This window comes from Kineosporia sp. NBRC 101731, assembly GCF_030269305.1.
In the GTDB taxonomy this organism is placed as follows: Bacteria; Actinomycetota; Actinomycetes; order Actinomycetales; family Kineosporiaceae; genus Kineosporia.
Genome location: NZ_BSTC01000002.1, coordinates 497704 through 510014 on the forward strand (window position 1 = coordinate 497704; position 12311 = coordinate 510014).

Here is a 12311-nt window from a genome sequence, read left to right on the forward strand (position 1 = left end):
GTTATGGCCCGGGTTCTGGTGGTGGACGACGATCCGGACACCGTTCGCATCGTGACGTTCCGGTTGCAGTCCAACGGGCACCGGGTGATCGGTACGACGTCGGCGAAGACGGCCTTGCAGGCCGTGGCCGAGAGGGGACGGCCCGATGTGGCGATCCTCGACGTCACGATGCCCGAGATGAGCGGCATGGAGCTGCTCGTGCACCTGCGGGCGATGGAGGGCAGCGACAACCTGCCGGCCATCTTCCTCTCCGCGCGGGTTCTCGACGTCGAGATCGCCGCCGGCCGGGCGATGGGCGCGAGTTACCTGACCAAGCCGTTCATCGCCTCCGCGCTGCTGCGCGCGATCGACGAGGCGATCGTCCCCACTTTCGACTCCTGGTGACCTTTTTCGGGCACCGAACCGATGGTGGACGTCGTGGTCAGTCGGCGCTGTCGTCCCGGCCTCCGCGGTCGTCGGGTCGGGTGTCCCTGTCCGTTTCCTCATCGTCCGGGGGCTCCGACGGTTTCGGCTCCGGACCACAGATCACCCGGTCCTCCGCGTTGTAGACGGCCTGGAACGTCTGTGTCCGCTCCACCTGCGCGGAACCGGGGCGGCGGAACGTACGACTGACCGAGACGTCGAAACCCGCGCTCGCGCCCTGTGACACGCACCCGGCCGAATCGTCGTAAACCGTCTGGGGCGTGCGGTGGTTGCTGCGTTCGCTCCGCCCCGCGGTGACGTCCCAGTACCGGGTGCCGTAGAAACTGACGTTCACCTGTGAACCCACCGACGCCTCGACCAGCACCGCGGTCGGGGTGTCGTTCTTCCATCTCAGGTCGACCGTCGGCCAGTTCACGGTGGCTTCGCGCCCTTCGGGGTAGCGCGCGATGTAGAATGAATGCGGCTTGTGATAAACGTCTTCCAGGCCGGCGAAGAACACGTTGTTGAAGATCGTGGTGGCCATCTGCGACACGCCGCCGCCGTAGTCCCGCACCAGCCGGCCACCGCTGATCGCCGGGGCCGGGTGGTAGCCCTTCTCCGGCGTCCGCTCCCCCAGCACCTGGTTCAGGCTGAACGTCTCGCCCGGCATCACCACCGTGCCGTTCACGGTGCGCGCTGCGATCCGCAGGTTCTCGGTGCGCCCGGCGTCTGCGGTCAGGTTCGTGGAGAAGGTGCTGATGCGCTCCTTCACCCCGAGCTTCCGGGCCTTCGCGGTGGTGAGTTCCGGCTCCCGCACCGAGACCGGAACCCGCGCCACCCGCTGATCCTCCGCCGTGAACCTCAGCGCCCCCAGCACCGTCCGGGCCAGCGGGGCCGCCGCGACGGTCACGCCGTTGCGCCCGGGCACCACCTCGGGCCGGCCGCCCCGCACCCGGAAACCGGCGTCCACCGGTTCCTTCGAGATGCCTTTCCCCTCCGCCAGCACCACTTTCCGCAGCTTCTTCCCGTCCACCGTGAGAGCCGGCTTCCCGTTCTTCACCGCGAAGGCCAGACTGGGAACGAACTGCGCGGGTTCCAGCTCGACGCCGGTGCCACCGACCCGCACCACCAGGGGCCCGGATACGGCCGGCCCGGCCTGATCGACCAGCGCCCGCCGCGCGTCGGCCGTGCTGACCCGCGGCGCCCTCGTCGCGACCGGCACCGTCACCTCACCGGTGAGCCAGTGCGCGCGCACCCGGCGCACCGCCGAGGAGGCGATCTCGTGCCCCGGCACGGCCTCGCGCACCTCGGGGGTGGTGCCGTCGAAAATGATGGACGCGTTCACCGGCGCCTGGGCAACGTTCCCGGCGAAGACCTTCAGCCCCTGCTCGACGGTCGGGTCCGCGAGTTCCGGGTCGGCGTCGTGCGCCCCGCCACCGGCCACCCGCCGCCACAGGGTGGCAGGGTTCAGGGTGAAGCCGGTGAGCCGGTCCACCACCGCCGCGGCATCCAGGGTCAGTCCCAGGTCGTCCGGTGAGACCGGTTGCGTGTGGCCGGCAGCCGTCAGCGTGACCTCCCCGCCCAGGTCGGCGTACGCCCGGCGGAGTTCACCCACGGCATCGGCCCGGTCCCGGCCGCCGATCGCGACACCGGCCACGGTGGTACCGCCGGCCACCCGGTCGGAGTTCAGCCAGGCCGCCCCGAGGTAGGCGGTGAGGGCACCCCCGGCCAGCACGGCCCCGACGACTGCCCACCGGCGACCACCCGTCCCGGCCTCACCTCCCGAAACCGGCTCCGGCCAAGATTCCAGCTCAGATTCCGCCCCGGATTCGAACCCGGGTTCGAGCCCGGATTCGTCCGCCACGACCTGTAGGTCGGCCGCCGCGAGCGGCAGGGTCTCGTCGGCCGGGCGCGGGGTCTCTGCCACGGTGACATGCTACGACGGAGAGTCACGAAAGCGCCGTGATCTGCGATCTTTCCGATCCGTGGCGAGCCCCAAAAGGGTCAGATCCGGGTGTACGCCGCACGGTGGTAGAGCAGGGCCCCCGCACCTTCGTCGGACACCCGGGCACCCACCACCTCGGCCACCAGGATGCTGTGGTCACCGGCGGAGTGCACGTCCGTGGTCCGGCATTCGAGGGTGGCCACCGCGTCGTCGAGCAGGGCGACCCCGGTCTCCGGCCCGCGGTGGTGCGGGGCCCGGTCGAGCTGGCCGATCAGAGGACGCCCACGGTTGGCCAGCCAGGCGGCCACCGGCCGCTGTTCCGGCCCCAGGACACTGACCCCCCACACTCCGGCGTCCACCACCGCGTCGTGGAAACGCGACTCCTTCTCCACGCACACCAGCACCAGCGGCGGGTCGATCGACACCGAGGTGAACGAGTTCACGGTCATCGCGTGGTCGAACCGGCCCTCCACACTCGTGACCACGCAGATGCCGGTGGCGAAACGCCCCACCGCCCGCCGGAACGTGCCCTGATCAAGAACCATGCCCCCAGCTTAGGAGCCCCCCAAAAACCCTCCGTGATCATGCAAAACCTCCCCGGAGTTCTAGAACTCCGGCGCTGAGAGTTCTAGAACGCTGGGGAGGTTTTGCATGATCACGGACGAAGTGGGGGGGCTTAACGCTTCGCGGTGGCGTTGGTGGCGTTGGTCTCGCTCTCCCGCAGGTCCACCATGGGCCGGCCGCCGGCCTCCCGCAGCACCCGGTCGATCTCGCCGCCGATCAGCTCGTGCCGCTCCAGCAGGGCGTCGCGCAGGGCCTCGACCAGGTGCCGGTTGCTCTCCAGAAGCGCCCGGGTGACCTCCTTGCGGGCAGCCAGCAGTTCCTCCATCATCCGGCGCCCTTCCCCGTCGCCCACCACACGGGAGACGAGATCGCCGCCGCCGAAGGAACTTCCGGGGGCCGCCGCGAAGGAGATCAGGGTGTCGCCCATCCCCGCCGCGCCGATCATCTGCGCCGCCACATTCGTGGCGTAGACCAGGTCACCGCCCGGTCCCGTGGACACGTCGCCGAAGAACAGTTCCTCGGCCACCTGCCCGCCGAACGCGATCGAGATCAGCGCGCCCAGTTCCGACTTCGAGCGGGTGTACACGTCGTCGCGGTCACCGTGGGCCAGCATCCCCAGGGAGCCGGCCCGCTTGACGATGGTGAGGATCTCCAGCCGGCGCTGCGGGGCGAGCAGCCAGGCGGCCACCGCGTGCCCGGCCTCGTGCGTGGCGATCAGGGCGATCTCGTGGTCGGTGTAGCCCACCGGCTGGCCGAGGCCGACCTCGGTGACCAGCCGGGCCTGCTCGACGTCGCTCCACGACATCCCGGCGGCGCCGCGACGCACCGCGTTCACCAGGGCCTCGTCCAGCAGGTGCTCGATCCGGACCGGGCTGTACCCCTGCGTCACCCCGGCCAGTGCGTCCCGGTACTCCTCGTCCGCCAGTTCGCTCTCGTGCGACTTGCGGGCCAGGAAGTGGTCGATCAGCTCACGCCGGCCGGTCTTGTCGGGCAGCCCGAAGGTCATCGTCCGGTCGAACCGGCCCGGACGCAGCAGGGCGGGGTCGAGCGCGTCGGCCCGGTTGGTCGCCGCGATCACCAGCACGTTGACGGGTTCCGGCCGGGGGCGCGGAATCTGGCGGTTCTCGGGCAGCATCAGGTTGATCTTGTCCACGAGCCGGCTGATCGCACGCTGCGCGGTGGTGAGTTCGTCGAACGACTGCATCTGCACGAGCAGCTCGTTGACGGTGGCTCCCGGGTCACCGCTGACCATCCGGTGCACCTGAACGGGCTGATCGGGCCTGGCCGGGGAGGTCATGGCCAGACCGGTGAGGCCGCCGCAGTTCAGGGTGGACCCCGAGGTGGAGCTCGAGATGGACGGTGCGGGCGTCATCGCCGTGCTCACCCCCGAGCGGGCCATCCCGATCGCGTCGATCTCCTCGATGAAGGCGATCGCACCGCCCTCACGCCGCGCGGCCTTGCGGAGTTCCTTGAAGTACGAGCGGATCTTGCGGCCGGTGGCGCCGTAGTACATCGACTGGAACGCGGTGGCGGAGACGAACAGGAACGGCACACCCGCCTCGGCGGCCATCGCCTTGGCCATGTGTGTCTTGCCGGTTCCCGGTGACCCCTCGAAAAGGATTCCCCGACGGGCGGTTCCACCCATCTTCGTCTTGAAGGTCAGGGCCGAGCGGAACAGCTCCAGCGACCGGCGCACGTCCTCGGCGACCGGGGCCAGGCCCTTCACGTCGTCGATCCGCACATCGATCTGCTCGGGCCGGTACAGCACGTGCGGCGAGCGGCCGGCGATCAGCAGACTGCCGAGGGTGGTGCCCAGCATCAGCACGAAGAAGATCACGACCGTCAGCAGGAACGGGTCCACCGAGGGCAGCCCGGGCAGCATCCCGGCACCGCCCAGGTACCGGCCCCAGCACCAGGCCGCCACCACCAGACCGAGCACGAGAAGCCGCGTCAGGCGCCGGCGCTGCCCCCGGGCCCGCAGGCGGCCGACGTCGTCCAGCATCTGTCCGCGCATCGCCAAACCGTCCTCCAAAGTCGTCTTCCGTTACCAGAAGACACCCTGAAGCCCCGAAAACAGAGACCCTGCGTCACCGACCACCCACCCGGCCGACGAGCAATCCGGGCGTTTCGCCGACCAGGTAACCCCGGGTCGCAGTGCTCTAGCCGAAAAGGTCGGTCTCCCGGCCCAGCTCGTCCACCGTTCCTCCGGGCGCACCGCGCACCAACCGGTAGAACTCCATCGCCAGCAGCGGCTGGGCCACGTGGTTGCTCAGCGCGAACCACACCTCGCTGGGGTCGACCACCGCCTGGGTGGCGTGCGCGCGCAGGGCCCCGGCCTTGGCCCCGGCGAAGGCCGTGGCGTCGAGCGCGGCCGTGACCTGGTCATCGGGCACCACCATGCTGGGCAGGCGGCCCTCCGGATCGATACCGGAGTAGGCCTCGCCCAGGCTCTCCTTCAGCGTCCGCAGGGCCTGCCGGGTGAGCGACTCGGGCGCAACGGTCCAGTAGACCTTCGGCACCGCCCATCCCGGCTCACCCTCCGGCCCCTGAAGCGCTGCCAGTTCGACACCGCGCATCGTCACCAGGTGGGTGTGTACATGGTCGGGGTGTCCGTAACCGCCACCGGGTTCGTAGGTCACCACGACCTGGGGCCGCAGCACCCGCAGCACCGCCGCCAGGTGCTCGGCGGGTTCCTCGGTGCCCGCCAGCACGAACGCCCCGGCGGGTGGGTTCGGCGAGGGCACCACCCCACCGTCGTGGTCGTAGGCCATGCCCGAGTCGGCATAAGCGGTGCTTGAGGACGACCTGGTCACCCCGGCGGGCCGCCCGGGAGTCGTGGGGTCACCGAGGAAGCGGTGGTCGCGCACGCCCAGAGCCGTCATCGCGGCCGCCAGCTCGGCCACCCGGTGATCGCCCAGCCGGTCGGCGTCGCCCTCCAGGTGCGCCAGCTCCGGCGGGATCACCTCCCCCTGCTCACCCCGGGTGCAGGTGACGAGCGTGACCTGGGCGCCCTCCGCCGCATACTTCGCCATCGTCGCGCCGTTACCGATGGTCTCGTCGTCGGGATGAGCATGCACGAACACGATGCGCCGGGGGTTCTCGATCATCCGGCCATTGTCGAGCAAACGCAGAAATGGTGGACGACGTGGAGCTCCACGTCGTCCACCATTTCATGCTTCTCAGGCGGCCACCCCGGGACGGGACGGCGTCTCGCCCGGGAAGTGACAGGCGGCCTGGGCACCGGAGGAGGTGACCTCCAGGCCCGGGTCCACCTCGGCGCAGACGGACTGCGCCTTCCAGCAGCGGGTGCGGAACCGGCAGCCCGACGGCGGGTTGGCCGGGCTGGGCGGGTCCCCCTCGAGCACGATCTGGTTGCCCTTGCCGCGCTGCGACGGGTCCGGGTTCGGCACGGCCGAGAGCAGCGCCTTGGTGTACGGGTGCTGCGGGTTGTTGTAGACCTGCTCCTTCTCGCCGAGTTCGACGATCCGGCCCAGGTACATCACCGCCACCCGGTGCGAGATGTGCCGCACCACGGACAGGTCGTGCGCGATGAAGATCAGCGAGATGCCCAGCCGGTTCTGCAGGTCCTGCAGCAGGTTGATCACCTGGGCCTGCACCGAGACGTCCAGGGCGGACACCGGCTCGTCACAGATCAGCAGCTTGGGGTTCAGGGCCAGGCCGCGGGCGATGCCGATGCGCTGACGCTGACCACCGGAGAACTGGTGCGCGTAACGGTCGATGTGCTCCGGCGCGAGACCGACAAGCGACATCAGCTCACGCACCCGCTCGGTGCGCTTGTTCTTCGGAACGACGTCCGGGTGGATCTCCAGGGGCTCCGCGATGATGTCGCCGACCGTCATCCGGGGGTTCAGCGACGTGTACGGGTCCTGGAAGATCATCTGCACGTCACGGCGCATGGCCTTGAGCTTCGCGCCCGAGGATCCGACCATCTCCCGGCCGGTCAGCTCGATCGAGCCGCCGGTGGGGGTCTCCAGACCGATGAGCAGCCGGGCCAGCGTCGACTTGCCACAGCCGGACTCACCGACCACACCGACCGTCTCGCCCGGGTAGACCTGCAGGTTCACGCCGTCGACAGCCTGGACGGCGCCGACCTGGCGCTTGATCACGATGCCCTGGCGCAGCGGGAAGTGCTTGACCAGGCTGTTGACCTTGAGGATCGGGTCGCTGGTCAGGGAAGGCTGCGACCCGGTCTCGAGGCTGGTTCCGGCCTGGTCGGCCTGGCCCGAGCCCCACGGGTCCGGGGTCTCAGTGGATGCCATGAGAGACAACCTCCTCGGCGAAGTGGCAAGCGGCGTAACGAATTCCGTCGAGCTGAACGGCCGGCGGCGGCGGGTCCTGATGGCAGATGTCCTCCGCGCGCGGGCAGCGCGGGGCGAACGGGCAGCCGGCCGGGATGTTCAGCAGGCTCGGCGGCAGGCCGGGGATGGCGTACAGCCGGTCACCGGCTCCGGTGAGCCGCGGCATCGACTCCATCAGGCCCACCGTGTACGGGTGGGCCGGGTTGGCGAAGACGTCGACGGCGGGCCCGTGCTCGACGGTGCGCCCGGCGTACATCACGCTGATCACGTCGGCGGTCTCGGCCACCACGCCGAGGTCGTGCGTGATCAGGATCAGGCCGCTACCGGTCTCCCGGCGCATCTCCGCGAGCAGCTCCATGATCTGCGCCTGCACGGTGACGTCCAGGGCGGTCGTGGGCTCGTCCGCGATGATGATGTCCGGGTCCAGCGCGATCGCCATCGCGATCATGATGCGCTGCCGCATACCGCCGGAGAACTGGTGCGGGAAGTCGCCGACGCGCGCGGCGGCGCCCGGGATCCGCACCCGGTCCATCATCTCGATGGCCTTCTTCTTCGAGTCCTTGCGGGAGAGCCCGCGGTGGACCTGGAAGAGCTCACCGATCTGCTCGCCGACCGTGTAAACCGGGTTCAGCGCGGAGAGGGCGTCCTGGAACACCATCGCGATGCGCTGGCCGCGGTACAGCCGGCGCTCCTTCTCCGGCATGGTCAGCAGATCCTTGCCGCGGAACTCGATGGTCCCGGACGTGATCTCGGCCGGCGGCATGTCGAGAATGCCCATGATCGCCTTGGCCGACACCGACTTGCCGGAGCCCGACTCGCCCAGGATGGCGAGCGTCTGGCCCCGGGCCAGATCGAGATCGACCTTGTTGACCGCCTGGGCCGAGCCCTCACGGGTACGGAACACGACGCTCAGGTCGCGAACACGAAGCAGCGGCTGGTTCTCGTCGACCTCGGGTTTGCCGAGTTCTTCGGTCTTCTTGCTGAACATCCGCCCGCTCACATCGTCTTCGGGTCGAGAGCCTCACGCACGACATCGCCGAGCGCGATGAAGGCGAGCACGGTCAGGGACAGGAACAGCGCCGGGAACATCAGCATGTGCGGCGTGCTCCGGATGTACGGCGCGGCATCGTTGATCGCGATACCCCAGGAGATCACCGGCGGCTGGAGACCGATACCGAGGAACGACAGCGTCGCCTCCGCCCCGATGTAGCCACCGAGGCTGATCGTGGTGATGACGATGACCGGCGCGGCGGCGTTCGGGATGATGTGCTTGCGGATCATCCAGCTCTGGCTGGCGCCCAGGGCCCGCGAGGCGGCCACGAAGTCGGACTGCTTGACCTGGATCACCGCTGATCGCGCCACCCGGGCCGTGGACGGCCAGGAGAGCACCGAGATGGCCAGGGCCACCTTGGCGATGTTCAGGAAGTCGTTGCCGGGCGGCGTCGGGATCGAGCTGAGGATGATGATGCTGCCCAGCAGGATCGGGATCCCGATGAAGATGTCGGTGACCCGGGACAGCAGGATGTCGACCCAGCCGCCGTAGAAACCGGCGTAGACGCCGATACCGGCCCCGACGATCATCGCCATCACGGTGGAGAGCGTGCCGACGATGATCGAGGCCCGGGCGCCGTACATGGTGCGGGCGTAGACGTCGCATCCCTGCACGTCGTAACCGAACCAGGCCGAACCGCTGGGTTCCTGCCGGGCCCGGATGGCCTGGCAGTCACGCGGGTCGGCATGGGCGAACAGCCCCGGCCAGGCGGCCATCACCAGGAAGATCGCGATCAGCACCAGCGAGCCCCAGAAGACCCAGGACCCACGCAGGGTCTCCCAGGCGTCTCCCGCCAGGGTGCGGGACTTGCCGGCCTCGGTGACGGAGGCGGTGGGGGTACCCGGCGCGCCCTCGATGCTCTCCTGGGCGACGACGGAGTCGGGTTCACTCATAACGGATCCTCGGGTCGAGCCGGGCGTACAGCAGGTCCACCAGCAGGTTCACGATCAGGATGATGAGCACGACGAGCGTGGTCACACTGACGACCGTGGCGTTCTCGCGGATACGCATGGCGTGGTAGAGCAGGCCACCGATGCCCTGAATGTTGAACACACCTTCGGTGACGATCGCACCACCGAGCAGGGCGCCGACGTCAGCACCGATATAGGTGAGCACCGGGATCAGCGAGTTACGCACGACGTGCTTGCGCAGGATCATGCCTCGGGGCAGGCCCTTGGCGATCGCGGTGCGCACGTGATCGGCCTGCAGGGTTTCGAGCAAGCTGGCCCGGGTGAGGCGTAGGACGTACGCCAGCGACAGGGCCGCGAGCACGAAACCCGGAAGGATCAGGTCACCCCAGGGCGCACCCGATCCGACGGTCACGCTGAACAGCCCCAGCTTCACGCCCAAGACGTACTGCGCCACGAAACCGATGACGAACGATGGAAAAGAAATGGCGACAAGACTCGTGAAGAGGAAGAATCCATCGAGGTAACCGCCTCGGCGCAGGGCCGTGACGATACCCAGGCCGATACCCAGGACGAGCTCGAAGGTGATCGCGACCGTGGTGAGCTTCACCGTGACCGGGAAGGCTCGCTCCGTTGCCTCGAGCACGGTCTGACCGTTCGAGGTGGTGCCGAAGTCACCCTTGGCCATGTTCCCGAGGAAGTACGCGTACTGCACCGGCAGCGGCTTGTCGAGATGCAGCCGTTCCGTCTCGGCGGCGACGAACGCGTCCGAGCAGGGGCGTTGGCCGCATCTACTGGCGAACGGGTCACCGGGGATGGCCCAGGCCATCGTAAAGATGAGGAACGTGGTGCCCAGGAGCACCGGAATCATCATCAGCAGGCGTCTAACGACGTAACGCCCCATGGCTTTCGCCTACCCTTCATGGGTTTCGCCCGCTGATCGGCCGGCCCCGCGCGTGCTGGTGCGGGACCGGCCGATCGTATGTGTAGCGGTACTGCGTCTGTCCTAAGGTGCCGCCCCACCCGTGCTGGGGTGAGGCGGCACCGAGGTAATGCTGCTCCCTACCGACGAGCGGTTGTCAGGAGGTAGCGGTAACGCTGGTGAGGTCCAGCGTGCTCTTCGGGGTGACCTTCACGTTGCCCAGCCGCTCGGACCACACGGACTGCTGCGCCTGGTACCAGAGCGGGATGACGGCCATGTCCTCGGCCAGCAGCGCCTCGGCGGACTGGTAGTCGGCGTAGGCCTCTTCGCCCTCGGCCGCGTTGGCCTTCTTGATCAGCGCGTCGAAGTCCTTGTTGCTCCAGTGACCGTCGTTGGAACCCGCGCCGGTGGCGTACAGCGGCTCCAGGAAGTTCTGGATGTGCGGGTAGTCCATCTGCCAGCCGGAACGGAACATGTTGTCCATCTTGCTGGCGTTGACGTCGGCCCGCAGGGTCGCGAAGTCGACGTAGGCCTTGGCGTTGCACTCAACCTCAAGAGCGTTCTTGATGCTGTTGCAGATGGCCTCGGCGGCTTCCTTGTTGCCCTGGCCGTCCTGGTTGTAGCTGAAGGAGAAGGGACCCTTGAACTTGGACTTCGCCAGGTACTCCTTGGCCTTCGTCGCGTCGTAGGTGCAGAACTCGCCACACGCGCCGGCCTTGTAGCCGTCCACGATCGGGGAGACCCATCCGGTGGCCGGGGTACGGCCGCCGTTGAACACCGACTTGGTGATGGTGTCCCGGTCGATCGCCAGGGACAGCGCCTTGCCGAGGTTCGGGTCGTCCTTGAAGTTCTTGCTGTACTGCGGCAGCGTCGCGGTCTGGATGACGCCGACAGCCTTGTTCACGAAGTGGTCGGGGCGGTCGGTCTGGTACTGGTTGTCGACCAGAGCGGCAGCCGGGACCTGGTTCATGAAGTCCAGGTTGCCCGCGAGCACGTCGGAGTAACCGGCCGAGTCGGAAGTGTAGGTCTTGTAGATCGCTTCCTTGATCTTCGGCTTGTCCTCGCCCTTGTAGCCCGACCAGGCCGTCAGGGTGAAGCCCGCGTCGCCGTCACCGGCGGTGACCTGGAACGGGCCGTTGGCGATCGGCTTCTTGCCGTACGCCTCCGGGTCGTCGAAGAACGCCTGCGGCAGCGGGTAGAACGCCGTGTAGCCGACCATGGTCGGGAAGAACGACTGGGCGCTGGCGAGGGTGACCGTGAACTCGGTGTCGCTGACCTTCTTCAGGCCGGACAGTTCCTTGACCTTCGGCGTGGGGGCCTTCTTCGGGCCGTCCTCGTCCGGGTCGGCCGGGTTCATGGCCTCGTAGCCGTCGAACGAGGCGAAGAAGTAGTTGTTCAGCGCGGCGTTGGGACCGTAGGCGGTCCAGTTCCACGCGTTGATGAAGCTGTCGGCGTCGACCGGGGTGCCGTCCTGGAAGGTCTGGTCGGCCTTCAGCTTGACGTCCCACGTCTTGTTGTCGCTCGACTCGATGGACTCGGCCATCGACATCTCGGGAGCAGCCGTGTCGGGGTCGTAGTCCACGAGGCCGCGGAACACGGCGTCGAGGATGTTGCCGCCACCGACCTCGTTGGTGTTACCCGGGATGAGCGGGTTCTCCGGCTTGGTGCTGTAGAGCGTGATCGAGGCGTTGCTGTCGGCACTGCCGCCATCCGACCCGCTGTCGCTGTCGCTGCTGCACGCGGTCAGGGCCATAGCCCCCGCCGCGAACATAGCGCCAGCAGCAATCAGCCTTCGCTGCTTCACTCGTCGTTCTCCTTAGGTTTCCGACATCACGGCGTCGAGCCGGCGCTTGTAAGTACTCGCGCCTGCACTCTTGGTACCGGATTCGGGGCACGATAGGCGTTCACAGCTGATTACGATCCGGACAAGGATGCTTCACGATCAGCCGCTCTGCACGATGAAACCACGTTCGAAAACGCGGTCCGACCGGACGATCTTCTGCCCCGTCGCTATCGGTGGGCCGGGCGGCTACCGACTGTTCCGAATCGCCAAGGTGCGGCAACGGGTCGGTCTCGATCAGGACACGATGCAGCCCTGCACTACCGTTTACCCGGCGAAACGGACAAGCAAATATCGTCCCGTGACCTTGAACACATCGAGACCAACAGGCCGCGCTAATTTACCTGCTGGACACAAAAC

General features: G+C 68.0%; 10 protein-coding genes. 1 reads left to right on the forward strand and 9 read right to left on the reverse strand.

The genetic code is table 11. The annotated features are described in order from the left end of the window. Positions 1 to 3 precede the first annotated feature (3 nt). Positions 4 to 384, forward strand: a complete 381-nt coding sequence (locus tag QSK05_RS09395) for a response regulator (RefSeq protein WP_285596108.1) — start codon at positions 4 to 6, stop codon at positions 382 to 384. A gap of 37 nt (positions 385 to 421) precedes the next feature. Here QSK05_RS09395 and QSK05_RS09400 read toward each other — a convergent pair whose 3' ends face one another. The 9 genes from QSK05_RS09400 to QSK05_RS09440 form a co-directional block, all read right to left on the reverse strand. Next, a complete protein-coding gene (locus QSK05_RS09400) occupies positions 422 to 2329 on the reverse strand; it encodes a VanW family protein (protein ID WP_285596110.1) in 1908 nt (635 codons plus the stop codon). Between the two features lie 77 nt (positions 2330 to 2406). Next, the gene (locus QSK05_RS09405) at positions 2407 to 2892 is read right to left on the reverse strand and encodes a flavin reductase family protein (protein ID WP_285596112.1); all 486 of its coding nucleotides are present in this window, start codon (positions 2890 to 2892) and stop codon (positions 2407 to 2409) included. A gap of 131 nt (positions 2893 to 3023) precedes the next feature. Beyond that, positions 3024 to 4925, reverse strand: a complete 1902-nt coding sequence (locus QSK05_RS09410) for an AAA family ATPase (protein ID WP_285596114.1) — start codon at positions 4923 to 4925, stop codon at positions 3024 to 3026. Between the two features lie 145 nt (positions 4926 to 5070). Next, positions 5071 to 6018, reverse strand: a complete 948-nt coding sequence (gene mshB / locus QSK05_RS09415) for an N-acetyl-1-D-myo-inositol-2-amino-2-deoxy-alpha-D-glucopyranoside deacetylase (protein ID WP_285596116.1) — start codon at positions 6016 to 6018, stop codon at positions 5071 to 5073. Between the two features lie 72 nt (positions 6019 to 6090). Beyond that, on the reverse strand, positions 6091 to 7191 hold the full coding sequence (locus tag QSK05_RS09420; protein WP_285596118.1) for an ABC transporter ATP-binding protein: 1101 nt from the start codon (positions 7189 to 7191) through the stop codon (positions 6091 to 6093). Continuing rightward, positions 7178 to 8218 (reverse strand): ABC transporter ATP-binding protein, encoded by a 1041-nt coding sequence (locus QSK05_RS09425; RefSeq protein WP_285596119.1) that lies wholly within the window; start codon positions 8216 to 8218, stop codon positions 7178 to 7180. The genes QSK05_RS09420 and QSK05_RS09425 overlap by 14 nt, the downstream gene beginning before the upstream one ends. Before the next feature lie 8 nt (positions 8219 to 8226). After that, on the reverse strand, positions 8227 to 9174 hold the full coding sequence (locus tag QSK05_RS09430; protein WP_285596122.1) for an ABC transporter permease: 948 nt from the start codon (positions 9172 to 9174) through the stop codon (positions 8227 to 8229). Then, complete coding sequence (locus QSK05_RS09435) at positions 9167 to 10093, reverse strand: ABC transporter permease (RefSeq protein WP_285596123.1); 927 nt, start codon at positions 10091 to 10093, stop codon at positions 9167 to 9169. Before QSK05_RS09435 ends, QSK05_RS09430 begins: the two co-directional genes overlap by 8 nt. Positions 10094 to 10268: 175 nt before the next feature. Next, positions 10269 to 11915, reverse strand: a complete 1647-nt coding sequence (locus tag QSK05_RS09440; protein ID WP_285596126.1) for a peptide ABC transporter substrate-binding protein — start codon at positions 11913 to 11915, stop codon at positions 10269 to 10271. Positions 11916 to 12311 lie beyond the last annotated feature (396 nt).

Excerpts from the sequence above, each read along its gene's own strand:
- QSK05_RS09395 (WP_285596108.1), top strand. The coding sequence starts at position 4 with ATGGCCCGGGTTCTGGTGGTGGACGACGATCCGGACACCGTTCGCATC.
- QSK05_RS09405 (WP_285596112.1), bottom strand. The coding sequence starts at position 2,892 with ATGGTTCTTGATCAGGGCACGTTCCGGCGGGCGGTGGGGCGTTTCGCC.
- QSK05_RS09410 (WP_285596114.1), bottom strand. The coding sequence starts at position 4,925 with ATGCGCGGACAGATGCTGGACGACGTCGGCCGCCTGCGGGCCCGGGGG.
- mshB (WP_285596116.1), bottom strand. The coding sequence starts at position 6,018 with ATGATCGAGAACCCCCGGCGCATCGTGTTCGTGCATGCTCATCCCGAC.
- QSK05_RS09420 (WP_285596118.1), bottom strand. The coding sequence starts at position 7,191 with ATGGCATCCACTGAGACCCCGGACCCGTGGGGCTCGGGCCAGGCCGAC.
- QSK05_RS09425 (WP_285596119.1), bottom strand. The coding sequence starts at position 8,218 with ATGTTCAGCAAGAAGACCGAAGAACTCGGCAAACCCGAGGTCGACGAG.
- QSK05_RS09430 (WP_285596122.1), bottom strand. The coding sequence starts at position 9,174 with ATGAGTGAACCCGACTCCGTCGTCGCCCAGGAGAGCATCGAGGGCGCG.
- QSK05_RS09435 (WP_285596123.1), bottom strand. The coding sequence starts at position 10,093 with ATGGGGCGTTACGTCGTTAGACGCCTGCTGATGATGATTCCGGTGCTC.